The sequence below is a fragment of the Phycisphaeraceae bacterium genome (genome assembly GCA_019454185.1).
In the GTDB taxonomy this organism is placed as follows: Bacteria; Planctomycetota; Phycisphaerae; order Phycisphaerales; family UBA1924; genus JAHBWV01.
Genome location: CP075368.1, coordinates 1,063,874 through 1,088,308 on the forward strand (window position 1 = coordinate 1,063,874; position 24,435 = coordinate 1,088,308).

24 protein-coding genes are annotated in these 24,435 nt (G+C 65.6%); 8 read left to right on the forward strand and 16 right to left on the reverse strand.

What is annotated here, in order from left to right; translation table 11 throughout:
• Positions 1–473: 473 nt before the first annotated feature.
• Both KF838_04395 and KF838_04400 read right to left on the reverse strand, forming a co-directional pair.
• Positions 474–1,148: a hypothetical protein gene (locus KF838_04395; GenBank protein ID QYK49092.1), complete on the reverse strand. Its 675-nt coding sequence runs from the start codon at positions 1,146–1,148 to the stop codon at positions 474–476.
• Positions 1,139–1,579, reverse strand: coding sequence for a hypothetical protein (locus tag KF838_04400; GenBank protein QYK49093.1), 441 nt, complete (start codon positions 1,577–1,579; stop codon positions 1,139–1,141). Before KF838_04400 ends, KF838_04395 begins: the two co-directional genes overlap by 10 nt.
• Positions 1,580–1,847: 268 nt before the next feature.
• On the opposite strand from KF838_04400, the gene KF838_04405 reads away from it, so the two are divergent.
• From KF838_04405 to KF838_04435, 7 genes are all read left to right on the forward strand, one after another.
• Positions 1,848–2,099 (forward strand): hypothetical protein, encoded by a 252-nt coding sequence (locus KF838_04405; GenBank protein QYK49094.1) that lies wholly within the window; start codon positions 1,848–1,850, stop codon positions 2,097–2,099.
• Positions 2,100–2,138: 39 nt separating this feature from the next.
• Complete coding sequence (locus tag KF838_04410) at positions 2,139–2,510, forward strand: hypothetical protein (GenBank protein ID QYK49095.1); 372 nt, start codon at positions 2,139–2,141, stop codon at positions 2,508–2,510.
• 99 nt (positions 2,511–2,609) lie between these two features.
• Complete coding sequence (locus KF838_04415; GenBank protein QYK49096.1) at positions 2,610–2,861, forward strand: hypothetical protein; 252 nt, start codon at positions 2,610–2,612, stop codon at positions 2,859–2,861.
• Positions 2,862–2,963: 102 nt separating this feature from the next.
• Positions 2,964–3,617: a hypothetical protein gene (locus KF838_04420; GenBank protein QYK49097.1), complete on the forward strand. Its 654-nt coding sequence runs from the start codon at positions 2,964–2,966 to the stop codon at positions 3,615–3,617.
• Positions 3,618–3,620: 3 nt separating this feature from the next.
• On the forward strand, positions 3,621–3,887 hold the full coding sequence (locus KF838_04425; protein QYK49098.1) for a hypothetical protein: 267 nt from the start codon (positions 3,621–3,623) through the stop codon (positions 3,885–3,887).
• 147 nt (positions 3,888–4,034) lie between these two features.
• Complete coding sequence (locus KF838_04430) at positions 4,035–4,262, forward strand: hypothetical protein (protein QYK49099.1); 228 nt, start codon at positions 4,035–4,037, stop codon at positions 4,260–4,262.
• A gap of 6 nt (positions 4,263–4,268) precedes the next feature.
• Positions 4,269–4,655, forward strand: a complete 387-nt coding sequence (locus KF838_04435) for a type II toxin-antitoxin system death-on-curing family toxin (GenBank protein ID QYK49100.1) — start codon at positions 4,269–4,271, stop codon at positions 4,653–4,655.
• A gap of 8 nt (positions 4,656–4,663) precedes the next feature.
• On the opposite strand, the gene KF838_04440 is transcribed toward KF838_04435, so the two are convergent.
• Together KF838_04440 and KF838_04445 are read right to left on the reverse strand one after the other, a co-directional pair.
• On the reverse strand, positions 4,664–6,010 hold the full coding sequence (locus KF838_04440) for a ParB N-terminal domain-containing protein (protein ID QYK49101.1): 1,347 nt from the start codon (positions 6,008–6,010) through the stop codon (positions 4,664–4,666).
• 171 nt (positions 6,011–6,181) lie between these two features.
• Positions 6,182–8,413: a DUF3987 domain-containing protein gene (locus tag KF838_04445; protein QYK49102.1), complete on the reverse strand. Its 2,232-nt coding sequence runs from the start codon at positions 8,411–8,413 to the stop codon at positions 6,182–6,184.
• 30 nt (positions 8,414–8,443) lie between these two features.
• Between KF838_04445 and KF838_04450 the strand changes: the two genes are divergently transcribed.
• Complete coding sequence (locus tag KF838_04450; GenBank protein QYK49103.1) at positions 8,444–8,668, forward strand: hypothetical protein; 225 nt, start codon at positions 8,444–8,446, stop codon at positions 8,666–8,668.
• Between the two features lie 7 nt (positions 8,669–8,675).
• Here KF838_04450 and KF838_04455 read toward each other — a convergent pair whose 3' ends face one another.
• From KF838_04455 to KF838_04510, 12 genes are all read right to left on the reverse strand, one after another.
• Entirely contained in the window at positions 8,676–10,460 is a 1,785-nt protein-coding gene (locus KF838_04455; protein ID QYK49104.1) for a DEAD/DEAH box helicase, read from the reverse strand.
• Complete coding sequence (locus tag KF838_04460; protein QYK49105.1) at positions 10,448–10,903, reverse strand: DUF669 domain-containing protein; 456 nt, start codon at positions 10,901–10,903, stop codon at positions 10,448–10,450. Before KF838_04460 ends, KF838_04455 begins: the two co-directional genes overlap by 13 nt.
• A gap of 33 nt (positions 10,904–10,936) precedes the next feature.
• The gene (locus KF838_04465; GenBank protein QYK49106.1) at positions 10,937–11,767 is read right to left on the reverse strand and encodes an ATP-binding protein; all 831 of its coding nucleotides are present in this window, start codon (positions 11,765–11,767) and stop codon (positions 10,937–10,939) included.
• Positions 11,768–11,839: 72 nt separating this feature from the next.
• A complete protein-coding gene (locus KF838_04470; protein ID QYK49107.1) occupies positions 11,840–12,352 on the reverse strand; it encodes a hypothetical protein in 513 nt (170 codons plus the stop codon).
• A gap of 288 nt (positions 12,353–12,640) precedes the next feature.
• Positions 12,641–14,812, reverse strand: coding sequence for a hypothetical protein (locus KF838_04475; protein QYK49108.1), 2,172 nt, complete (start codon positions 14,810–14,812; stop codon positions 12,641–12,643).
• Between the two features lie 70 nt (positions 14,813–14,882).
• Positions 14,883–15,311 carry a hypothetical protein gene (locus KF838_04480; GenBank protein ID QYK49109.1) on the reverse strand — a complete coding sequence of 143 codons (429 nt, stop codon included), beginning with the start codon at positions 15,309–15,311 and terminating at the stop codon, positions 14,883–14,885.
• The gene (locus KF838_04485) at positions 15,296–16,882 is read right to left on the reverse strand and encodes a recombinase family protein (protein ID QYK49110.1); all 1,587 of its coding nucleotides are present in this window, start codon (positions 16,880–16,882) and stop codon (positions 15,296–15,298) included. Before KF838_04485 ends, KF838_04480 begins: the two co-directional genes overlap by 16 nt.
• A complete protein-coding gene (locus KF838_04490; protein ID QYK49111.1) occupies positions 16,879–17,397 on the reverse strand; it encodes a DUF2924 domain-containing protein in 519 nt (172 codons plus the stop codon). The genes KF838_04485 and KF838_04490 overlap by 4 nt, the downstream gene beginning before the upstream one ends.
• Positions 17,390–17,611 (reverse strand): hypothetical protein, encoded by a 222-nt coding sequence (locus KF838_04495; protein QYK49112.1) that lies wholly within the window; start codon positions 17,609–17,611, stop codon positions 17,390–17,392. Before KF838_04495 ends, KF838_04490 begins: the two co-directional genes overlap by 8 nt.
• Before the next feature lie 282 nt (positions 17,612–17,893).
• Positions 17,894–20,413 carry a hypothetical protein gene (locus KF838_04500; protein ID QYK49113.1) on the reverse strand — a complete coding sequence of 840 codons (2,520 nt, stop codon included), beginning with the start codon at positions 20,411–20,413 and terminating at the stop codon, positions 17,894–17,896.
• A 251-nt stretch (positions 20,414–20,664) separates the two neighbouring features.
• Positions 20,665–22,551 carry a hypothetical protein gene (locus KF838_04505; protein ID QYK49114.1) on the reverse strand — a complete coding sequence of 629 codons (1,887 nt, stop codon included), beginning with the start codon at positions 22,549–22,551 and terminating at the stop codon, positions 20,665–20,667.
• Positions 22,548–23,669: a hypothetical protein gene (locus KF838_04510; protein QYK49115.1), complete on the reverse strand. Its 1,122-nt coding sequence runs from the start codon at positions 23,667–23,669 to the stop codon at positions 22,548–22,550. Before KF838_04510 ends, KF838_04505 begins: the two co-directional genes overlap by 4 nt.
• Between the last annotated feature and the right edge of the window lie 766 nt (positions 23,670–24,435).

Genomic DNA, 24,435 nt, shown 5'->3' on the forward strand with positions numbered 1-24,435 from the left:
TGTGCCTTCCCAAGTTCCGACCTCCGGTGATGCTGTTGTGGCATTGCGCTGGTTCTGTGACGGGAGCGGTGGCCGATCAGCAGAACGTGGGGTATATTGGTCGTAGATCCTCCCAAGACGCTGTTGCGACTGGTTGATCAGCAGCATCCGCGTCGCGGCCCGATCGGGCCAAGCGTCTTCAGCAGCCAGCCTCTTCCTCAACGGGAAGGGGCTGGTTTCATGGTGGGGCCGCATGGTCCGCGCGACGCTCGCACTGCAGAAGTCGTGTTTCAACGTATCGCATGTGTCGCATGTATCGCGGCATGGCAGAACACATGGTGCAAAGCATGGCCGCAACGGCCGCACGGCCCCGGGCTGCACTCCATCCCCCAGCCCCGCTTTCAATCGCGGAACGTAGCCCACGGATGCCGCGTTCCCGCACCCGGCGTGAGCGTCTTCCCAGTCAACGGGCCGCATGGGCCGCACGGGTCCACCTACGCCGTCGCGTCCCTTGCCGCCCGCACGGCCGCTGCCACGCGCTTGGTCAGGTCGTGCGCTTCGTCGGCGGTCGCATCGAGCGCCTCCCGCGCCAGACGCATCTGCTCCTCCCACGGCGTACCGGGAGGTGGGGGAACGTGCTTGTTCGGGTCCAGATTCGCCAGGCGCTCCGCCTCCCGGAAGTCCCCGCGGGCCCACGCCAGCGTCTCCTGGATGTGCCGGTACGTCTCGCCGTCGGTGTGCTCGGGCTTCACCAGCGCCAAGCCCGGCTCGCGCGCTGCCTTCAGGGCGCAGATCCGGTGCGTGAGCATGTTGTCGCGGGCGCGGCTCTCGGCGTCGTCGCGCTGCGACTGCCGCTCCATCCGAGTCAGACGCGACCTCAGCGATCGCATGGGCGGCTCCTCCTGGCTACGACGTGACGCGAACGTCCCGCCCGCCGCGAGCCACTGCTCCAGCGGGTTCGGCGCGGCCTTGTCGAGGATCACCAGCCGAGGGTGCGACACGCGCCCGCAGCGGTCGCACCCGATCCGGTCGCCGGGCTTGGTGGTCAGATCGCACTCGGGCGGCCCCTGCACGAAGTGCTGCGGCCAGCCGCGCCCGTTGCACCTCGGGCACGCCCCGACGATGCCGCGCCGCTCCTCCAGCCGCTTCAGCCGTCCGGTCAGGCGCATGCTCGATCCCCCCAACTGACTTGCTGTGGTGATGGCGGCGTACTCGACGCCTCCTTCATCGACCGCTCCAGGTCGTCCACGCGCGTCGCAAGGTCGTCGAGTTCGATCGACTCGCGGCTGAACTTCAGGAGCGCCGTCGCGGCCGAGACGCGGCTGCTCATCGGCGCGGACGTGTCGGCCATGATCTTCGCGAGCACCTGCACCGCCACCGGCGCGAACTTCTGACTGGCCGCCATCGCCTGCGAGAACGACTCCCTCCGCGCCTTGCGGAACGCCTTCGAGAAGTTCGGGTCGTCCATCCACCGGTACATCGTGCGGCGACCAACGCCCGCGGCCTTGGCGGCGTGCGCAACCGTGGGCTCGTCGAGCAGCGCGAGGATCGCCTTCTCCTGCGCCGTCGTCAGACCCGAACTGGACCTTCGTGTTGCCAACGTGTGCCCCCATGCGCCGCGCTCACGCGGCCCCCGCGACCCCTGACCCCATCACATGCCTTCGCACCCGCCCGCACCCCGTCGCACCTGCTTGTAGGCAACTGCCTACTTGCGCCCCCACATGTCCGCCCTGCTTGCCCACTTGCCCACAAACCCCTCGGAATCCGCTGGAATACAGCATATTCCGGCCGCTGACGCCTTGCATGTGTACGCGTGTCATGGCTTGATGTGTTCCACGTGGGCGAAGCCGCCCGCGAAGGAGAACGCCATGACGCACGCGAACCAGATCTCGTCGTTCCACCAACTCAAGGCCGCCGCGAGGGCGGCGCACGAGCGCCTCGGGCTTCGCCACCAACCGGTGGTGGTCCGCAGCGATGAGAGCGCTTTCAGCATCGCCGACCACACCAGCGCGGGGACGGTGTTGCTGGGCGAGGGCGCGTACTGGGTGGTCTGCCTCGCCGACGCCGAGCGGCTGGTGAACGCCGGGTACGAGTACGCCCCGAGGCCGACGAGCCGCTGAACCAACGACCAACGCACTACACACCGAAGGAGACGATTCATGACGAACCCCCACGACCCCCACGACCCCCACGCCCCCCACGCCAAACATCATCTCAACCGCAAGCCCTCGCTCGACGCGCTGGCCAAGCGACACGACCTCGACGAGGAACTCGACTGGGCCAAGGCGGAACTCCTGCTGGAGACCTTGGAGACTCGCGGTCGCGACGCCTTGGACTTCCACGAGATCCCGGTCTGGTCGATCCGGGACATCGTGCGGCACGCCTTCGAGAGCGGGTACAGGTCCGGCTTGCACGCTGGCTACCGCCAGGGGCGAAGCGATGCCTGCGACGAGGCACGCGGCAAGGAGGCCCGAACCCAGCCCCGCAACCCCGACCTCGTAGACCGATCCACAACCGACCCGACGACCTGAAGCCCGCCCCAACGAGAGTTGACGGCGGGCTTCGCTGCTTTTGGACCCAGTACCACCGGGCGCGACCACGCGCTCCCCACCACAGACAGGAGCACCACCATGCACGACACCGACCTTCAGGACATCCTGCTCAACGCCATCCAGAACATCCTCGACGCCCGTGAGGAGATCGAGGGCGAGGACGACGACATCGCCCTTGCGGAGATCGCCCGCGACATGGTCAACGACCTTGACGACCTCGCGAGCGTCACGACCTTCGAGCGGGCCGGATTGATGACGACCAACGCCGGGATCGTGCTGCGCTTCGGCGACGGCTCGGTCTTCCAGGTCTCGATCGTCCAGAGCAGGTGAAACCCCCCACGAGCGACCCCACGCGCCACTCCGGGACACCGGTGCCAGCGCGCTTCCCCGGAGCGATGTGCGCCGGGTTCCACACCCACGACGGAGAACGTCATGTCGAAGAAGACCAAGACCACCAAGCCCGCATCCACCAATGAGATCAGCGCCAACGACAAGGCACGCGCCGACGCGCTGGCCAAGTTGAACGCGGCACCCGCCAAGGATGCCACCAAGCGGACCAAGCCATCGCGCGGGTCCAAGCCCGAGGGGTGGGAGAACGACCCGCTTGAGAACGACGCGGCACTTGAGGCCGCTCTTGCGGGAACGAACGCGGCCCCGACGCCGCCCACGATCGCCCACGGCACGAAGCCCGCCAAGGGTGGCGGCAAGAACGCCAAGGCCGCCAAGGGAACGCCCACGGGCGAACCTCGGGCGACGGGTGGCAAGACGGCCAAGGGTGCGAAGGACGCAAAGACCCCCAAGGCCAAGCCAGCCAAGCCCAAGCGCATCTCCGCGCTCGACGCCGCCGCGAAGGTTCTCGCCGAGTCCGACCGCCCGCTCCGCGCCATCGACATGATCGAGGTGATGCACGCACGCGGTCTGTGGACCAGCCCCGGCGGCAAGACGCCCGAGGCCACGCTTTACGCCGCCATCACCCGCGAGATCGCCGCCAAAGGGACCGACGCCCGCTTCAAGAAGGTCGATCGCGGGATGTTCGCCAGCACCCCAGCGGCCCCCGCGACCGCCAAGTCCGGGAAGGGCGGGTGAGCCATGACGACCATGACGCCCGACCTGAGTTCCCCCGAGTTCGATCCCCGCGACGCCGTCCTTGAGGCTGCGCTCGCGCTCCTCGAAGCCCGCATCTCGCACATGCTGACGGTTGACGAGTGGGTGGCCCTCGCCCGCGCGGTGGCGAAGTGCCAAGGCATGCAGACGGTCGGCTACCTGACCGACCGTGACCTCGATCAGGTCGTCGAGGACGAGGTGGACTGGGACACCGAACGCGACGGCGCGCTGCCCGAAGCAGAATCGCTCTGATCGGACCCCTGAGGCCCGAGAACAACCCCACCTCGGCCTATGGCCGGGGTGTTTGTGCGGCGGCATCCCGCAGCTCATGCCTTGCGAGCAAACCGCCGAAGTGTATACTTCGTATGTACGATGTAGTAACGGTTCCCGGAGGCCCCCATGATCAAGACACTCACCAAGCACGGCAACAGCTACGCGCTGGTCATCGACAAGCCGATCCTCGAACTCCTGAACTTCGAGCCGGGCGCTCCCTTGGAAGTCAGCACCGACGGGAAGGTGCTGACGATCAGCCGGGCAAGCGACGCTAGCCGCGATGGCCGGTTGGCAAAGTCGCTCGCGAAGGTCAACGCCAAGCACGGCAAGGCCCTGAAGCGTCTTGCGGAGTGAGCTCGCATGACCCCGGAATGGCTGCGCGTCGATGACGTGCTGCAGATCCACCAGGATCAGATCGAGCGCTACGGCGGCAGCCCGGATCTCCGCGATCCAGGCCTGCTGACCTCCGCCGTAGAGACGCCGCGCGCCATGTTCGATGGGAGATGCCTTCACGGGGATCTCTTTGAGATGGCAGCGGCGTACCTCTTCCACATCGTGCAGAACCATCCGTTCATGGACGGGAACAAGCGGACCGGCACAGCGGCGGCATTGGTCTTCCTCGATCTGAACGGGATCGAGATGGCCATCGACGATGACGCGCTGGTTGACCATGTGCTCGGCGTCGCGCAGGGCCGGATCGCCAAGCCGGAGATCGCCGCGTTCCTGAAGGAGCACGTCGTGGATTGAAGCGTGCTTCATGATCGCACCGCCGCGGCGATCCGCTCCGCCTTCTTGCCCGTGAAGTTCTCCCAGCGCTGCACGATGACGTCGCAGTACGGCGCGTCGAGTTCCATCAAGAACGCCTTGCGGCCTGTCTGCTCGGCAGCGATCAGGCTGCTGCCACTTCCGCCAAACAAATCGAGTACGTGCTCTCCCGGCTGCGAGGAGTACTCCATCGCGCGTTTGGCCAACTCGACGGGTTTCTCCGTCAGGTGCACCATGCTCTGCGGGTTGACCTTCTTCACCTGCCACACATCGGGCACGTTGTTCGGCCCGTAGAAGCGGTGCGCTGCGCCCTCACGCCACCCGTAGAAGCACCACTCGTGGTCACCCATGAAGTCCTTCCGCGTCAGCACCGGATGCATCTTGTGCCAGATGATGGCTTGCGAGAAGTACAGCCCGTGCCGCTTCAGCACCGGCGGGTAGTTCGCGCAGTTCGCATAGCCGCCCCAGCAAAAGAACGCACCACCAGGCATCAGCACACGCGCGATGTTGCCGAACCACGCGTCGAGCAGACGATCGAACTCCTCGTCGGTGACGAAGTCGTTGGCCAGCGGCCGGTCCTTCGCGCGCATCTGCTTGCCCGTGCCCTTCTTGCTGGCGGGGTTGCGTGCCGCATCGAAGCGCTGGTGGTGGTTACGCGGCTGCGTGTTCGTCGCGCTGAACGATGACAACCCGGCCGCGATCGCGTTGTTGCTCCGCGGCTCGACCTTGACGTTGTACGGAGGGTCCGTGTTACAGAGATGGATCACCGCGCCGTCGAGCAGTCGATCGAGATCCGCGACGCTCCCGCTGTCGCCGCAGAGCAGTCGATGGTTGCCGAGGATCCACAGGTCTCCCGGCTGCGTGATCGCCTCGTCGGGCGGCGCAGGGATGTCGTCGGGATCCGTCGCGCCGACCTCGAGACCCGGCTCCAGCAACTTCGAGATCTCGACATCGGTGAACCCGAGTCCCGCGAGGTCGATGTCGAGCGCCTTCAACTCGCCGAGTTCGACCGCGAGCAGTTCGTCCGACCACTCGGCGATCAGTGCGGTGCGATTGTCCGCGAGGCGATACGCCTTGGCCTGCTCCGGCGTCAGGTCCGCGACATGCACCGGCACCCTGTCCAGCCCGAGGTGCTTGGCCGCCTTCCATCTCGTGTGCCCCACGACGATCACGCCGTCTTTGTCCACAACCAGCGGCTGCCTGAACCCGAACTCGCGGATGCTCTTCGCCACCGCCTCAACCGCGCCGTCGTTCACGCGCGGGTTGTTCGGGTAGGGCTTCACCTCGTCCACGTCCCGCATCTCAATCGCCATCCCTGTCGTCGTCGCGCTCGTCATGTCGTTCCCCTTGTTCCCACAGCGACCCGTGTACCCGTCATGTCTCTCTCTGGAGAGAGAGGAGATAGAGAAGAAGAGAGATAGTTCAATCTTTCAAACCAGTTCTCGGTGGACGTACCGCCCCCTTGGTCACTCCGTGAACAGGTTTGAAAGATTGAACTATCTCCGTCATCACCTGAGTGCATACATGCTCCTCGGCTTGGTGACGCCGCCCTCGAGCTTCACCGTGATCTGTTCGGCCGCCACAAGGTGCTCGATCACGTCGCGGCGCTCCCGCACGTTCATGGACTGCGTCTTGCGTGTCAGCTCCGATGCCGACATGGGCCTGCCCGCATCGCTCAGGATGCGGACGACTCGTTTGACCCTTGCCTCGAACTGCCCCTCCGTGACCCAGCGGCCGGCCAGGTGCAGCATCCGGCGCGTCAGGTACTCGGACAGTTCGGACGCCCATTGAGCGGCGGCCGCATCGATCACCGGATGTTCGCGATTGGCCGAGCACGCGTACACCAGCGCCAGGCGGCAGGCCTTCTCCTCGGTGCGGGCCCAGAGCGAAGGCGCCACGCAGTCTGTCTTCCGCATCTCGGCGTCGATCCGGTCGTTGAGCGCGTCGAAGATCGCGTGGGCTTCCGGCGTGGCCTTCACCACAATCGGCTCCGGGTGCTGCCCACCGAGGTTGCCGCCGGGCCTGAACTCGCCCCACCAGCGGGTCGCTTCGACGATCGAAGCCGGTACCTTCAGCATCGCAGCGCGGACACGCTCGGGCAGGACGCCGGTTTCAAAGACCAGCAGCCGCGCCATGAACCCGTCACGCAGGCTCTCGGCGGTCAGGGACTCGTAGAAGTTCTCCGGCACCGTGGTTCCGTACAACACCACGCACGGCTGATCGACGGTCTGGTTGCGCTTGGTGTCCGCGTACGCCTTGCTCTTGACGACGCCGTCGGCTGACGAGTACAGCCGCAGGAACAGCGTGACGACGTTGTGCAGGTGCGGCGACTTCCGCGCGTCGCCGGTCGTCCTGAGGAACCGCCCGAACTCGTCCATCTGGAAGAGCAGCGCGGGCTGCAGAACGATCGCCGACATGAGACCAGCGTCGGACGCCACGTCCTCGTTGCCCGCCAGTTCCAGCATGTCCGCCGCCGCCAGGATCGCCTTGTTGACCTTGCGGGCGTGGTCCTTCCCCGCGCCCGAGGGCGCGACCCCCACGACGTACACGTTCGTCCGGTTGCCGCGCTCGTCCATCACCTTCCGCCCGGCCAGCACCCCCATGAGCGAGATCGCTCCGGCGAGGGCCAGCGAGGGCTGCGCGCGGGTGGCGGTCGAGAGGTTGAACGCCATGACCTCGCTGATCAGACCGGGGACGTCCAGCAAGTGCTCCGGCATGGGACCCGGATCGGGATGGGGATCTGCAGGGGTCTCGGGCTCGCCGATGTCGATCTCCATCATGGCGTCCTCCGTCCCCGCGACCGCGACTTCGCCTCCCATGAGCCCCGACAGATCGATCTCGCCAGTCGCGTCCGATGCCGCGTCTCGCAGCCAGCCGAAGGGCATCCGGTGCGTCTTGCTCGCGGCGTCTTCGACCTTGTGCCGGAGTTCCCGCTCGGTCCACGGCGGCTCACATCGCGGGTTGTACCGCTCAAGCAAGATGGCCAGCGCGGTCTCTGGGCCGAGTCCAAACCCGTGCACCAGCGCCGTCGCGGCTGCGTAGGTCTGGGCGTGCCCGCCGCATCCGGAGATCGCGCCCGGGATCCTGTCCAGGTAGGCAATTGCGCGGCGTTCGATCAACTCCGGCGACTGGCCGCACGGCACGAAGACCCGCGCCGGCTCGGCGCTCCGGTCCCGATCGAAGTGATCAGGATCGTGGCCCCGGAGTTCGAGGATCTTCCGGACCAGCGCCCGGACGCCCGCTTCGAGCACCTCGCGCTCGACTGTTGTTGGCTCCCCATCGAGCATGTCGTAGACATCGCCGTCGGGGTGGATGCTCGGGCCGACGACCGTCTGCACGCCTGTGCCCCTCAGCTCGACCAGCATCTTGTCCGTGACTGGGTCACGGAACTGCGTCGTGACGACGCCGGGGCAGCGGTACCACCAGTGGGAGTTCGGCTTGGCCGCCCGGCCGGTTACGACGGCGGTGGGGGGAAGGTGCGCCGAGGCCCACTCGATCGCCTCAGGGCAGTCGAGATCGACATCCACAAGGTTGCCGCTGGGCTCGCCGAGGATCAGGCCGATGTTGCCGTCGCCCCCGAAGTGCAGCGCCAGGTCCGCTTCCGTGAACCGCCAACTTGGCCAGCTCTTCTCGATGGGCCCCTTCGTGCGAGCCGGGATCGGCACCGGCATGAGGTTGCGAGCCAGGTAGGACCGTGCCGCCGCGAGACGAGAAGACGCGTTGGCGGAAACGGCCGTCATTGGTAACCTCCGACAGAGGAGGTGCGGCATATGGCCAGGCAGTCCAACCCCGAAAGAGTGGTCGACGTGCTCCGAACCGGCTCCCGTCCGGCGCTGTGTGATGACTGCATCGCGGCATCGGCGGGGATCACCAACAGAATCGCCGTCAATCCGATCGCGACGGCGCTCGGGCTCACCTCGGACTTCGTGCGCGACAAGGACACCTGCTCGCGGTGCCGCAAGGCCAAGCTCGTGACGAGGGCTGTCAAGGGCTGAGCGGTCATCAGAAGGGCGTCTCCGTGCACGGGTCCGACAGCGCCGCCGCCAGCATGGCGTCCGTGACGCCCTCGTCGCTCTCCAGCGGCGCAGGACGCTCGCCAAGGCGATGGGGCACGATGATCGGGAACGCCTTCCCGGCGGTCCGCTCGACCATGATCTCGTGGGTCGTCGCCAGCGCCCCAGCCCGGGCCCAGTCGACGGCATCCTCGACTGTCAGCGGCACGCGCTCGCGCGACCGCCGCGTCCACCACGCCTCGGCCCTAGCGCGGGCGTATCCCTGGTGCTCGAAGCAGACCCATTCCTTGATCACATCAGCCAGACCGATGCGATACTCCACCCGCATCGTCGGCGGCGCGGAGTCGTCGCCGCGCTTGCGGTGAACGTGGTACGAGATGCCCAGCACCTTGACGACCTCGCGGCTCACCTGCCCGCTGAGGATGCCCTCGGTGCCCGCGGTGTGGTGGTGCGACTTGCGAGCGCGCTCCGGGAACTCGTGGCCGCACTCCGGGCAGGTCATGACTCCGAGCGCCACCGTCGCGTCGCAGCGCGGGCACTCCTTCGTGGGCCCGGTGCCGAACTCAACGGCGCACTCCTCGGGGACCACGGCGTCCACGGGGCCGTGCCGCGAGATGTTGCCCGCGAAGTCCAGGACGAGACAGTCGCTCTTGCCCGGATGGAGCCGGAAGCCCCGCCCGACCATCTGGTAGTACAAGCCCGTCGAGGCCGTCGGCCGGAGCATGGCGATGCAGTCCACGTTGGGGGCGTCAAAGCCGGTGGTCAGCACGTTGACGTTGCACAGGAACTTGAGGCTGGCCTGCTTGAAGCGGTCGATGAGCGCGGCCCGAGTCGGGGCAGGCGTCTCCGCCGTGATGAAGCCGCACTCCACGCCGTGCTTCTGCCGCAGCACGTCGACGACGTGCTGTCCGTGCTGAACGCCGCACGCGAAGATCAGCACCGACGCCCGGTCCCGGGTCAGGTCGATGATCTCCTGGCACGCGCTCTCGACGCGGAACACGTCATCCATGAGTTCCTCGACCTCGCTCTGGACGAAGTCGCCGCCTCGCATGTGCAGGCCGCTGGTGTCCACCTCCATCGACCCCGCCTTGGACCGGAGGGCTGCGAGGAACCCGAGGTCGATGAGATCCCGGACCCCGACCTCGTAGCAGATGGTGTTGAAGATGTTGTCCGGCGTGCAGATCGGACCCGACTTGTAGCGGTAGGGCGTCGCGGTCAGGCCCAGCATCCGTACGTTCGGGTTGACGAGCCGGGCGTCGGCGAGGAAGGACCGGTACATGCCGCTCTCAGCGTCCGACACCATGTGGGCCTCGTCCACCATGATGAGGTCCACCGGCCCGAGTTCGCCCGCGCGCTTCCAGATCGACTGGATCCCCGCGACCGTGACCGGGTGCCGGAGTTCACGCCGCCTGAGGCCCGCCGAGTAGACGCCCACGGGGACGTCCGGGGCCATCTTGCGGATCTTCTCGGCGTTCTGCTCGAGCAGTTCCTTCACGTGCGCCAGCACCAGCACGCGTCCGTTCCAGAGCGTGGCGACGTCCTTGGCGATGGCCGCGATGACCGGGGTCTTGCCGCCGCCCGTCGGGATCACGACGCACGGACTGTCGGACGCGGGCCGTGCGCGGAAGTGCGCGTAGACGGCATCGACGGCGTCCTGCTGGTAGCGGCGCAGGACCAGCGGCCCGGTGCTGCCCGCGCCGTCGGGGACGGCGGGGGCTCCCCCAAGCCCGCCGCCGATCCCCTCCGTCTGGTGATGGGCGCTCAGCGCTTCCACGGCGGGTTGCTCCCCTTGGCAGCGCCGGTTGCGGGCGCGGTCGCGCCGCCCTTCTTCAGGTATGCCTTGACGGTGTTGGTCATCTCGCCCGTGTCGGAGCGCTTCTTGAGCCCGACCTTCACGTCGAGCGGGATGTTGTGCAGTTCAGAGGAGTCGTTGGGGCGGACGACACCGACCGCGCGGCAGAGGGCGCTCAGCGCGCCCATCGCGATCTGCACCGTCTGCTCGTTGGGGTGCTCGATCGTCATGCGGTCCCAGATGCGACGGCCCTTGCACTCGCCCTCAAGGACCTCGATCGTGACCTCGAGGTACTTGCCGTCGCCCTTCTTGGTCGGCTTCATCTCCGACTCGATGACGACGGCGGGGTAAGTGCCCGCGGGGATCGGGTCGAACCCGGCGTTGGGTTCCACGTTCGTCGCGTCGAATCCGGTAAGCGTTGCCATGGGGGGATGCTCCTTCGTGAGTGGGTCAGTGGCTCAACTGGTTGACGTGTTGGCTGGTGCGGGCTCGTCGGCTGTGCCTGCGTCGGTCCGGGCCTCGACATCCGGGCGCTCGCCGCGCACGAAGGCGGCGTAGACGCGGTAATCGAGCGGGATCTCGTCGGGGAGATTGAGGCGGTTCTTGGCGACGTGCGCGGGCCGCTCGGTGGTGCGGATGATCCGCTCGCCCGTGCCGATGCCCTTGTACCTTGCCTTGTTGAAGGACTCGCCCGTCTTGCGGACGTGGACGCGGTAGGTGGCGAAGAGGACCTCGTCGCACCACTCCTGGATCAGCCCCGATGCGAGTTTGTGCAGGCGCGGCGAGTACCGGTCGTAGGGCTCGGTCTCGGGGTTCTCGAACTTCTCAACCTTGGCGTGCGCGATCAGGACGATCGTCATGCCGCGCTCATCGCGCAGGGCATCGAGTCCGCGCAGGATCCTCCGCCAGTGGTCGAGCGCGAACGAGTACCCCTTCGCGTAGCCGATCGACTCGATGTTGGGGACTTGCTGGTCGTTGCAGACCTCGGCCCAGATCAGACGCTCAAGCCAGTCGAGCGAGTCGATGACGACCGTCTTAAAGGAGTGCCCGCCGTTGTAGATCGCCTCCATGCACCCGATCACGTCGGCAACAGAGTGGCAGAGCGGGAACGAGGCGCAGTCGATGTCGGCAAGCCCGTCCTCGCAGGGAATGAAGATTGGCGCCTCGGCCATCGCGCCGAACGTGGATTTCCCGACGCCGTGCGTGCCGAAGAGCATCACGCGACGGGGCTTGGGCCGGCGTCCAGTGACGATCGAGTCGAGGAGCGAAGTGGTTGGGGTGATGGGCATTGGGGTACTCCGGAGACGGGAGAGACCCGCCTCCGGAGTACTACTTCTGCCGATCGCTCGAATCTGTCGCGCTTACTCGTTCCGCACCAGGTGAGCGAGGTGCGGCTCTATCGCCCTCATCTGGCGATAGACAGTGCCCCGATGCAGCCCGCGTGAGTCCGCCGCGTCCTTCGGATTGTGGTGCATCAGCGCGAGCGCCGTCCCGCGCAGGCCATCGGGCAAGGCCGACACCGCCTCCGCCACGTCGAGAGCGAGGTCAACGCACGGCCGAGGGTCCCGGGCGTCCGTCAGAATGTGAGCGACCGCCTCCAAACGGACGGTCGTCGCCCGGCGCTTCCTAAGCTTCTTGGCGAGGTTGCAGTACGCGCGATCCAGCACGCGGCACGCGTAGGTCCGCTCGCTCGACCTTCCAGAGCGGTAGCGAGTCATCGCGCCCAAGACCTCGACCTGCATCTGCTGGGCCACGTCCTCCGCGTCGTGCTCGCTCAGCGGAAAGACACGCTGGAGGCGGTAGACCCGGAACCTGATCCGCTCGATCACGAACTGCTCGAAACTCGTCGCCTGTGAACTGCCGCTGCTGTCCATTTGTCACCTCGGGCCATCTGGCCGAGGCCGGGGAGCGACGGGGCCGGGGGAGCTCCCGCGGGCCTGACTGGGGGTGGAAAGGACCCGTCAGGTCCGACTGGCAACTTGTAACCGGAGGGAACTCGGCGCGCGACGGGAATCGCCCAAGTGCTTAGAGCGCATGGGGTTACGTCGCGTCCCATTTTGCATTTGAACAGCCCCCGTCCGGTTACATGTAACCGAGGAGCGTTTGCTCAGGCGTACCACAGTCCCTGAACAGCACGATCAAGTGTGAAAGGAGCCCACGCATCAGTCGCGCGACAGGTGAAAGGCGACGCGGTATGCCTTGTCCTTCCATGTGATCGGATTAGTGGAGATACCGAAAAAGGCCTTGAGACAATCGTTGAGGCGTTTCACACGACCCTTGACTTTTCTTCCGGCACGGCGGCTCTCCCACCCCATGTCGCCGTGCTCTTCGGCAAGGTCTCGTAGCAGTTTCCACTGCTCGTCCGGGACCTTCGAGCGGCCGTCCGCCATGTCCATTTCTTGGTGGGTGTAGATGCCGCTCTGCTGGCCAACTCGAATCGACAAGCGATCGCCGAGCTCGAACTTGATGTGCACGTCGCCCCAAAGCGCATCGGGCGGGGTCGGGAAGCGAGGCCGCGCTGTGCGGCCGAACCGTTCGGGGAAGTAATGCTTCAGGTATGGTTCGAGTATTGTGGCAACGGGCTGACTGAGCTTGCAAGTACCTTCGGACGTGAGCCTCGCGAACTCGTCCAGGGCGATCCAGTTGACTCCCAGCAACTGTCGCGACCTGGGAGCTGGCGCGTGAGGCCTCGTGGGCGTCAGAATGATCGCCCGATGACCCTCACCTCTGATAATGCTCGCAGCACCCTCGAGGGCGCTCGGACTTGGGGCTGTCACGAAGTAGACGGGCACCGTTTCTCCGGCGAAGGGAGAATACCCACCGATCACCACCGCCCAGTTCGAGCGTATCGCCACCGAGTCAGCAGGAACGAGTCCAAATGCTGCAGCGACGGCCTTGCACACGCGGGACAGATCGATCGCCCACATCAAGACCTCGTCCACATTAACATCGACGACCTCGCCCGTGAGACTGTCGACCAGCATGTCAGCTGTATCGATCGAGGCCACAGCCCCAGCGAGTCCCCGCTCATGGATCTCCGCCTGCGCCACCGGCCATCCAGTGGCGATGAGGAACGGCTTCACGCATTGGAACTCCGCTCCCGCCTTTAGTTGCCACTGTGACAGCGTTCCAGACCAATCTGCGATGGATCCAAGGAGATTCCACACCTTGAACGTCGCCGGGCGAACTGGGTCGGCGGCTGGGATGAACCCGCGGCGACGCAGCCATTCCTGAACGAGTGGGGCATCATCGTCCCGCACGACCCGCATATCTCCGCCCTGCCGCCACTCAACCCGACGTGGTTTCATTCGATCATCGAAGAGGAACTCGAACGTGGCGGCAGTCAGGTCGCCGTACTCCGGCACCCCCTGGCCCACAGCATCCCATGCGTCGAACAGGTTCGCCGCGTTCTCCTTCCACTTGTGACCCCTCGATTGCTGCACAGTCGCGGATAGCGAGACGAGCGAAACGCGAACGATGCCCGGCACGTCATCGCAGTGCAGACACGCTCGTTGCCGGACCCTGATGGGGTTGAGATCGACCGCGACCGGATCCTTGAATGCCTCCGGATCCCCCCCCAACACTTCGCCCCACACCTGCCGGAACCGGTCCCTTTCGCCGACTGGTTCTCCCTTCACGCCGAGTTCGCGGTGGTGGGCATCGAACGACACGAAGTCGAACTGCAGTGGCACATAGCCGATCGACTCTGCCTTACCTGACTTGATCGCACCAACGCGGGTGTAAGGACCGCCGCGACGCACGACGTAGAGCACTCCATCGCCGTTCTTGAACGCGTAGATCTCAAGCTCGTTGTTGTCTAGAGGCGTATTCATGCGGGACGCCAGGGCAGCTTTCAACTCCGAGACGAGGCTTGGTGAGTCAAGGTCGTCACGGAGCGACGCTGAGGCGCTCGCACGGAAGAGGCGAAGCGTGCGTGACTGTGTTGACAGCATGCACGCATCGGCTCTAGACAGCACGTCCGGATTCTCAAGCCAGGTTTCAACAGCAACGTCGGCAGCCGAGCGCTCCTCGGTCATCGCCTTGGGAAGCCCAAGGCCGTGCCGCACGCGTTGAATCGCGTCCAGACCGCTGGGCGTCGAGAGCCTATCGATCAAGTCCAGCGTGTCGACGAGGAGTGCGGGTCCGGCCTGCGGCACGTTCATGAGCGAACGGCCGACCGCTTCCAAATCGAGCACCTCACCCGACGCCGGGAGCGTAAAGCCCTGCTTGGTGAAGTACGCTTCGTGCGGTTGGAGGAGGCGGAGAAGTCGATCCGGCGCGATGGATCTGAGCACATCGGGCTTGATGAACCGTCTGAGCTTTCCTTTGCCCACGCGTCGTGCTCCAGAATGGCTCGACAGGTGATTCCAGCACCTGCCGCTTCTGGAAAGTAACAATACCCCGCTAGCGGCCTCGAGGCCGATCGGAGTGCCCCCCCAAGGTCCGCCACTCTCGGCGCTGGTCCGCCCATTGAACATGGCTCGACACCCGTCGAAGCGCCGACTCGGTCACACGGTCGCGCCCCTTCCTCGTGGCAGGCAGAAAAAGGATCTCTTCCTGGATGTCCGGGGCCAGTAGCAGGAGATTCATGATCTGTGTGACGCGCGCCCGGGAGACGTGGCCGACCCTCGCCAGGCCCGCCTGATCGGTGACGGCCCCGGATCGAATCAAGCCGTCGAGCTTGATCGCGAGCGCCATAAGCCGTGAGACGTGCGGGATGGATCCCTCGGCTATGTTCGGTCGTGGCGTCGCGGGGCCGACGCCCATCGCGCGACGCCCACGGCTCCGGGTGTTGAAGTGAACCTGCTTGGTCACCGTCATGCCGGGCTGCATGCGGCCTCCTTATCAAGGGGATCTTCGTCCCCGTCGTGAAACGTCACGCTAATCGTCCCGGCGACCGCGTCATACTCGACGCTCCGGACAATGAGCTGGATCAGACGCTCCCGCTCCGCAATCGTGAGGCTGTTCCACAACGGGTCGAACGCCTCCAACGCACCGGCGAGTTCGTCATCGTCGATCACCCGTCCCCGCATCGCCCGGAGTCGAGCGTCCAGTTGCCGAGCCTCCGCGTCGTGCTCCCGGATCCGCTCTCGCAGTTCTCCGGCGATGGCAGCCGAGCCGTTGCGGTCGCGGCCTGATTCGATCAGCTTCCGAAGGTCGGCGCGACATTCCTCGAGCCGGGCGGCGACTTCAACCCGTTGCTTGCTCGCGGCGTCCAGATCCGCTTTCAGCAGCTGTTGCGCACGGAGAATGGATGCCGACATAAGCGCCTCGTCTTTCCCGAGTGCACGGATCTGGTCGATGACGAACGATTCCAGGTCATTTGCGGGCAACGAGGGACCCGGGCACTGCTTCCAGCCGCGCTTCTGCGCGCGCACGCAGACGTAGTAGCGATACCGCTTCGGCCCGTCGGTAGCGAAATGGTGACTCATGGCCGACCCGCAGGCCGTGCACCGCACCAGCCCGCGCAGGAGCGCACCGTGCTTGTTGCTGTACCCCTTCCCGTCGTGGGTCCGGTTGTCGCGGAGTGTCTCGCCGACGCGGCGGAAGAGGTCCTCGTCGACGATGGCCTCGTGGAGTCCGTCGTACACCTCGGCCTTGTACCGCACCTTGCCGAGGTAGGTCACGTTGGTGAGCAGCTTGAAGAGCGTGGACTTCTCGAACCCGTTCCCGCCGCACGGCTTCCCGTCCTTGGTTTGCCACGCCTTGTTCCTCACGCCCATCTCGTCGAGACGTCTAATCGTCTGCTGGACCGACTGCGCTTCCAGGTAGAGATCGAAGATCCGCCGCACGAGCTTGGCCTCGGCTTTGTTGACCACGAGTCGGTTCCCGCCGGGCAGGTACTCGATGTCGTAACCGAGAACCGGCCTCCCGCCGCCCCAGCGGCCCTTCTTCCTCGCCGCCGCGATCTTGTCCCGCGTGCGCTCGCTGATGATCTCCCGCTCGAACTGCGCGAATGAGAGCAGGATGTTCAGCGTGAGCCGCCCCATCGAGTGCGTCGTGTTGAACTGCTGCGTCACCGATACAAACGACACGCCCCGGCGCTCGAACGTCTCCATCATCCGGGCGAAGTCGATCAGGGACCGCGAGAGGCGGTCCACCTTGTAGACGACTACGCAGTCGATCTTGCCCGCCTCGATGTCGGCCAGGAGCCGTTGCACGGCCGGACGCTCAAGGTTCCCACCCGTGAAGCCGCCGTCGTCATATCGCTCGGGCAGGCAAGCCCACCCGGCGTGCTTCTGGCTGGCGATGAAGTTCTCGGCGCTCTCGCGCTGGGCGTCGAGCGAGTTGAACTCCTGCTCAAGTCCTTCCTCGCTGCTTTTGCGGGTGTAGATGGCACATCGAACGGTGCCGCGGGCAGCGTCGGTGTTCGCGGCTGGATGCCGGTTGGTTCGTCGGCTCATGCGATCGTCTCCCGCTGGTCGTTCGCCTTCACCCCGGCCAGCCCGAAGAACAGCAGGCCATTCCAGTGCGAGCCGGTGATGGCGTGCGCGATGGCGCTGAGCGACCGGTAGACCTGCCCGTCGTACTCGAAGCCGTCGACCCGCACCGTCACAGTGAGTTCCCGGCCCTTGTAGGCCTTGGTCAATCGGCTTCCGGCCGGCGGGATGCGCTCGTCGCGAGCAACAACCAGCCTGCCCGTCACCGCCCGCGCCTTAGCGGGCGGGCACACCTCCTGATCCTTCGGCGGGCGCACCCGGATATCCGCGTCGCGGGCCAGTTCCCGCGCCCGTTGGCGTGCCCGTTCCGAGAGGTCGCCCTCGGCCAGCGCTTGGATGCGCCACGCGATCCGTCGGAACAACCACTGCCGGTTGCCCGAGCGGGCCGTCTCGCCGAAGACCTCGCCATACCGCGTCTGGAGCTGGCCCACGGTCATCTGTTCCAGGGCCGCGATCTGTCGCTTCACGTCGTCAGCCATGCTGCTCTCCAGCCTTGCCCGCGTTCGCCTCGGGGTGTTCACCCGTGGGACCGCGAGCGACGACACTGAGGGCGGCATGCTCCGGGAGTTCAAGTCCGTCGCCCGGATAATCCTCCGGCGGCATGTTCGCCGTCGGCGCGCCCGCGATGCGGACCAGGCCGGTCGCGATCAGGTCAACCAACTCCCGCCGGCGTGTGCGGGGATCAACGAACATGTCGGCACGGCATCGCGGCCGCGGCGCCGAGGGCGGCTGGGTCGGATCGGGCATCGGTGGTCCTCTATGGCGGCCCTTCGAGACCGCCGTGGATCACAGCCCAATATCTGCGCGTGGTATCGAATCTGTCGCGCGAAGGTTGCCGCGTTTGCTTGCTGAACGCTGCTCACCGGACAGTGAACTTCCTGGTCTTCCCATTCAACGCGGATCTGGTCGTATGGAGAGTGATCGACCCAACACCTGTGTCGGTGGTTGCGACTGCATCGACATGAGGGTTGAGCATCATTGCGGTTCGGATCGCTGTACGCCCACATCGCTGGCTGAAGAGTCTATGGGTGCCGCACGTGCCGGCCGAAAAGATGGCGCGGCATCTAGCAGGTCGGCGAGGCGATCGGGAGGAACGCGTTGCCATGCGGCTGCAGGCAGAAGCGAGCCGAAGAGGCTCGCATCGAAGACGTGCTGCCGGCGCATTACACGATCCCACTGAAACGCGTCGTAGGTCCCCTCGAAGATGAGCTGCCGGACCTCGATGAATGGCGGTACGCCCTGCGCCCCTTCGTCGAGCCACTTCTGGGCGAGCCGCTCCCACAGGCTGCCCTTGCGGTCGACGCGGCCGATCTGCTGCTCGAGAACGGCGGGGTTCCATTCGGCGTGAAACTGAATGACGATGCGACAGGACTCGTGCAGGTTGAGCCCCTCACGCCCGACCTGACTCTGCGCGATGAGAACCCGCGGCGAGGCTCCGGGTCGGTTGAACGCGGCTTGGAGGTAGCGCCGCGTCTCCCAGCCAGTCGCTCCTTGGAGCAGTCGCGCGTGAAAGCTCTGCCGTCCATCGTCGTCCTCGAGCAACGTACGCAGCGCCTTCTGCCGGAGCACGGCCTGCTCCTCGTCCACATCCTCGTCGCCCAGCTCGCCTAGGAGCGGGCGTAGCCGTTCCTCCACGAACTCGTTGGCGAGCGCCACCAGTCGCTCAGGGATCACTTTGTCAGTCTCCGACGTCGCGGCAAGAAAGTCATCGAGCACGAAAGAGACGAGATGGTCCTCAAGCGAACTCTCGAGCCTGCGGTCAACAGGCGCGCCGCCGAGCAGTGTCGAGTCGTTGCGCCATGCCATGACCAACTTCTTCGCCAGATTACGCACCTGCCGTCGAAGGCGCTCATAGGCCTTGTGGCTGTCGATCAGCGCACGACGCACCTCTGCACCATTGCCCGTGGCTAGTCGGCCTAAGAGTGCGCCCTCCGATCGCAGGCGTTCGAGCTGGCGGAACGCAATCCCGAATAACGCAGCGTCGGTGTGGACGGCGTGGGCGATGGGCCTCCCGGCGTCGGCCGCTCGCAACGCGTGCCGCGCATTGAGCACGTCACGAAGCAGCCGCAGTGGGCGCAGAAAGACGCCGAAGACCAGCACTTTCTCTTGCATCAGCGTCCAGCTCTCAATCTCCTTCACGGCGGCGAGGATGCGCGGGTGCTCGGCGTCAGGGTCAAGTTCAACACCGTTCACAGGCTGCAGTCCTTCGAGTACCCGCTTGCGGCCGTCGCGGAGGCGTCGGTACCAGTAGGCTGTGCGCGCAATCTTCCCGCGCGTGTAATCATCGACGACGCCGGGCGCTGGCACCGGGAGCGGTTCGCTCGTCTCCGAAAGGTCGATGCTGACGTGCCCTGCCGACAGCTTCGTGTAGGCGTCGCGTACAGCCCGGGGCCAGTCCGCGGTGTCCTTCAGTGTTAATCCGCGAGCGCTCTGGCTCATGCCCTCAGCAGCGAAGAGCACGTCGAGCCAAGGCGAGTCCTTTCCCATCGTCTCGGTCCAGCCGATCTGCACGCGCTGGAGCCGTCGGTGCGGATGAGGCAGTCCGTCAGGTAGCGCCGCGCCACAACGGAAGCTAAGGACAAGCGGATCCTCGTCTCGTCGACGCCGCGTCACATGGGGAGCGAGCGTCTTGGCGAACTCCCTCGCTGCTGCACACAACTCGTCGAGTCGGCTTCCTTCGTCTGGCGCTACAGCAGCTTGGTTTGCGGCGTGGTGCAACCTCTGGACGACCCGCAGCCCACGCTCGTGATCGAGACCGCTGCGCGCACGCCAAAGCAGGTCAAGCCACTGAGACAACTCCAGTTCCATCGGCGTCGCTGTGAGGCAGAGCCGCCGCCCGTCCTCGGACTGCTTCAGTAGCACATCAACAAGGCGCGCGAGCACCGTCCCCGACGCTGCGCCGAGCTCGCCATCCTCCACGTTCACCTCGCCCCGACTCTTGTGGGCCTCGTCGATAACGAGGAGGTCGAACTTGCCAAGCCAGAGGCCTAACAGCTCTTCAGTCAGGGGCCGCCCATCGCCGCTATTGCCGAACTGTGTGAGAAGCGCATCGTTGTTCTGGCTCGCAACGCTCAGTGGAGGCAGCGCATCGATACGCTTCCGGAGGTCACGTCGTCCGCGAACGCGCGGCGCGACGTCACTCGCTATTCGCGCCATCCCGTTCCAGCCCCACCAAGATGCCCGCGCGCCCTCCATCATCTGATTGAGCTTTCCGATGCGAGTCCGCGCGTCCTCCCGCTCGGCCCTTGCCGCCAGATTGAGCTCGACAAACGCAGGAAGCGCTGCACGCCACCAGTTAGAATTGCTGCGCACCACGGGCGCGCGGAACCCGTGAGAAATGAGCCACCACTCGCACTGTTCGGGACCCGGGCCGATGTCTTCCCACGAAGCATTGGGGGCGGAGGCCTTACGGAGAAACTCGGTGAACGTCGTCAGCTTTTTTGGATCTGGCGCGTTGGCTCGTATCTTTCGCGACTCTGCAATCCACTGGTGCATGAGTCCGTGGGGCACGACGATCGCCGCGCGACCACCCGCGTCGAGCACGGCGTGAACCACTGCGCATGCAATGCGTGTCTTGCCTGTTCCGACCTCGTCGGCGAGTACGAGACCGCTCTGAGGCAGTCGCTTGGCCATCCATGCGAGCGAGTCCCGCTGGCCGTCGTCAAGATGCTGCTCCTCACGTGGCTTAGCCGCGTCCTCTGTGACGAGCTTCTGAAGCGCAGTAGCCGCACGCGTCCACGAGAAGCTCATCGGAGCCCCCATGCGTACGCCGCGCTATCGAGCACCTCGAAGTAGCGTGCCCGCTGCTTGTCAGTCAGGTGCGGAGATCGTAACTCCGGCTGTCGAAGGTGTGCAAAAACGTCCAGCCGGTACGTTCGCCACGTCGCGATCAAGGGCCCTGGGAATGATGCGCGGAACATCCTGTCTAGGTGGTCAATCCAGTCGTCGAGCATCGACTCCGGCAGCGCCGCTTGAAGCGCAGCGACCTTCTCGACGAGCTCAGCAGCGGCATGCAACGCGTAGCTCTTCTCATGTTCGAGTTCTGCCCCGGTGCCGTCGCCATTGGTGCCGTCGCCGTCGCCCCCATCGCGATCGCCGTCGTCGGTAGCCTCGGCAGGGCGGATCGGGAAGTCGAGGAGCGCGGCGAGGGCGTCAGCAAAAGTCTCGAAGCGCGGAGGCTGCCATCCGACGCGCCCTGCGACGTCCACGACCGGCACGACCCACTTGCGGTCGCTCTCGCTGGACACAGTGAGTGCGTTTGGAGTCTCGCCGTCCAGAAGCGGGACATCCTCCCCTTGCCTTACGTCGATCCAGTCACGACCCGTCCAAGAGATCCTCACGAGGGACTCGGCCGAGAAGTCATCACGCCAGTGCAGGCGCAGACGTCGGGACGGCGCAATCTCAATCGTCGCCGAGAGGATCGGCGGTGCTTCCAGGATGGGCTGTGCGTCTGGAGCGTCGCCCACCGGGCCAACTGCCCAGTCTTCGTCGCCGACCGTCTCGGATTCGTCAGACCAAAACAGCCGGCGGCTGATCGTCTCACAGTCGAGGCGTTCGTCGACCGCGAAGACCATGCCGGTTTCAACATTTCCCTCATCCATCGCGCCGTGCGTGAGGATACCCCGGCGCGAGAGGTTGCCCGACCCGAGGTAGAGCCAGCCATTGCTCGCATAGCCATCGCGGAAGTAGCCCACGTACACGAACTTCGCGTGCAGTCTGCGATTGTGAGCCAGCGCGTCGTATGCCCGAACCACCTCCCAACCATCAGTATCCCCGCCCTTGGCCCACATCGCCACGGCACCCGCTTCGCACGGCTCGACGACTGCTACCCGCCGCACATTGGCCGTGAACACTCCCAGGTCCTCAAGTTTGCTAAAGACAGCGGGCTTGCTCGCCTTCTTGGTTGGTTCCTCGTAGAAGCCAGAACCGCACAGCAGGAGGTTCCTAGGTTTGTCGATCGCGTTGCGGAATCGCTCACGGATCTGGTCGTAGAGAGGCCTGTCGAGCGAGTGGATGAAGCGTGGCTTGCGGTTCGCAGGAGCAAGCGAAGATGCCGCGGCGAGGAGCGTGTCGAGCCGTGCGGTCAGCTTGCGGTCCTTCAGCGGAAGCGTCTGCTCATCACGATGGAACCGCCGCGCGAGGAGTGTCCCGACAAACGCCCCGGCCGCTGCGACGTCGGCCCGGTCCTCGACAGGGGCACTACCACCGAGCGGAAGATCGACAACCCACACCAGCTCGAGCTGCTGCCGCGCTGAGGTGTAGGTGTAGTTGGCCGTGAGCACAGCGAGCCGAAGGTGTACGGGCGAACCCGTCCGGTTCGGGGCGAACGCGAGCACCGCGACCTTCGCGTGCAGGAGCGAACCGGGTTCGACTTCTCGCGGCTGAAACTCGTGGAGACCGGGGATGCGCCCAGGTGGAAGCACCTCCTTCCGCGATGTCGACGCATGCCCGTCCAGCATCAGGAACACGAGCACGTTGCCCAGCTCTGCTCGTTGCCGTGGTCGGAGCCCCGTGAATCGCTGCACGGCGTCCTCGAGGAAGTCCTCCGCGCCGGTCATGGCGACGAGCGCAGCGCTGTGCCCGACCATGCCCTCAGGCGGCACGAAGATGTCGAGAAGCGTCTCCGCGTTCATCGCACACCTCGCTGGTCGACGTCACGTAGAAGAGAGTGAAGATTCGCCATGCGGAATGTTCGACCCGTCCGATCGGGCTCGATGCTGTCCGCGCCGTCCTCGAGGTCGCGCGTTTCACCGCTGGCGTCGACGACGCGAAACAGCGGGCCACGGGTGACTGAGCAGTCGGCGAGCCCGAGAACTTTGCCAGAACGCCGGACGAGGACTCGGATAACCTCCGCGTCGTCGCCTGCAGCGACTGCGTCTGCGAATGTCCGGCTTGTGGCTTCCTTGACGTCCGCCGTGTTCGCCTTCTCGACGAAGTTCCTTGAGGCAGTCCGGAGATCCCTGATTGACTTCTTGAGCACCGAGTCACTGGCCAGAGTCGCGAGCTTCACGCCACCGCGTCCAGGCTCCACCGCGCTTGTCAGTTGCGAGATTGCGTCGCGGGCTCGGTCGAGTACCGCGCCGAACGCGCGTGCGACGACAACTTCGTTGGCCTGCTCGCGATGACCCGCCTCGCGGAGACGAGCGACGACGCCATCCTCGATGCTCGGCAGGTCGGCTGCGCGACCGATCGCGCGGGCCAACCGCAGCCGCTTCTCGCTCGCAGACGTCGACGTGCCGAGCAGTCGTGAACGGACTAGGGTGCGTTCGTCGTCGGTGGGGTGTTCGGGGGACAGCGCTTGCAGGAGGGTTTTGGGCCAGCCAGAGATTTCGCGGTCGCCTTCCAGCCAACCGAGCAGCCATTTGCGAATGCTGGTGCCGCCTTTCCCGACGCGTTGCTCAAGGAATGCGGTGGACAGCGCTCGCCCGACCGGCTCCAGTTCGAGCTGATCGAATCGCGAGCCACTCGCGAAACCGAGACCACCATCGACCCGGATCGCGCGCGTTGCGGCCTGACGGTGCGTGTTGCGGACGTAGTTCGTCGCTTGGCGCAGCCGGTGGAATGACCACACGTCACGTTCGGTGTCGCGACCAAACGCTCGCCGCCCGAGGATGCGGCGCGAGGGGTCCTGCGGATCGACGAGGTACTCCAGCTTGCACGCGAGCGCCTCGATGCCGTGACAGATGGCAGTGGGCTTCGGCGGGTTCGAGCCGCGGGTAGCCAGGTCCTCGTGGATCGCCAGTGCGGCCAAGGGCCAAGAGATCTGCCTCACAAACCAGATGCGACCAAGCTCGGGCACCACGAGTTCGCGGAAGTACAGGTCGGCGGCCCGCAGATCGAAGTCGAGCGAGATCCGAGAGGCCGTGACTTCGCTCGGCGCGGGAGAGAACCAGAGTGTTGAAGAGTTGCTCATTGCAGAAGTCAGACCGCTTCGGGCCGGTTCGGACCGTGCAAGCGGGGGCTCCAGGGTTCCGGCGTGAATGAAAGTTGTTCAAGAGTACGCGGCGCATGGCACGCCCTCCCCTGGCCCGAGTGTCCTTGCGAGTGTTGCGGGATGGTCTCTTTCATCCAATGGAGGATGAGGTGATATAGCAAAGGGTGCGGCTCTGGATCGAAGCTGCGTTCGCATCAGGCCCCCGCTCGGAACGCTCCTGTTAACTGGAAACGCTGCGAGGACCTGAGAGCGAGAGAGTTCAGGGGGTTTGGGTGCCGAAACGGGGTCGTTCGGAGGGGCACCCCGCTCTCCAGATCGAAGCCGAGAGCGCCGAACCCCCGCCACAGCACGGCAACGGGGGCGATTTCGCCGCCCGGTCTGTAAACGATAAGGCCCCCGTCACCTTTGACGAGGGCCTTGAACTCCCTGTACAAGACCGTTTCGGAGGGTTGGCGGACCACTCTCGGGGTGGCCCGAGGGGTGTGCGATCGATACGGGGCGTTAACGGGGACAGCCGGAAACCGCGTTTTCAGGGCCGCTAGCGGGGTACAAATACTCCAGCCCCGTCCATTGGCGTCGCGGG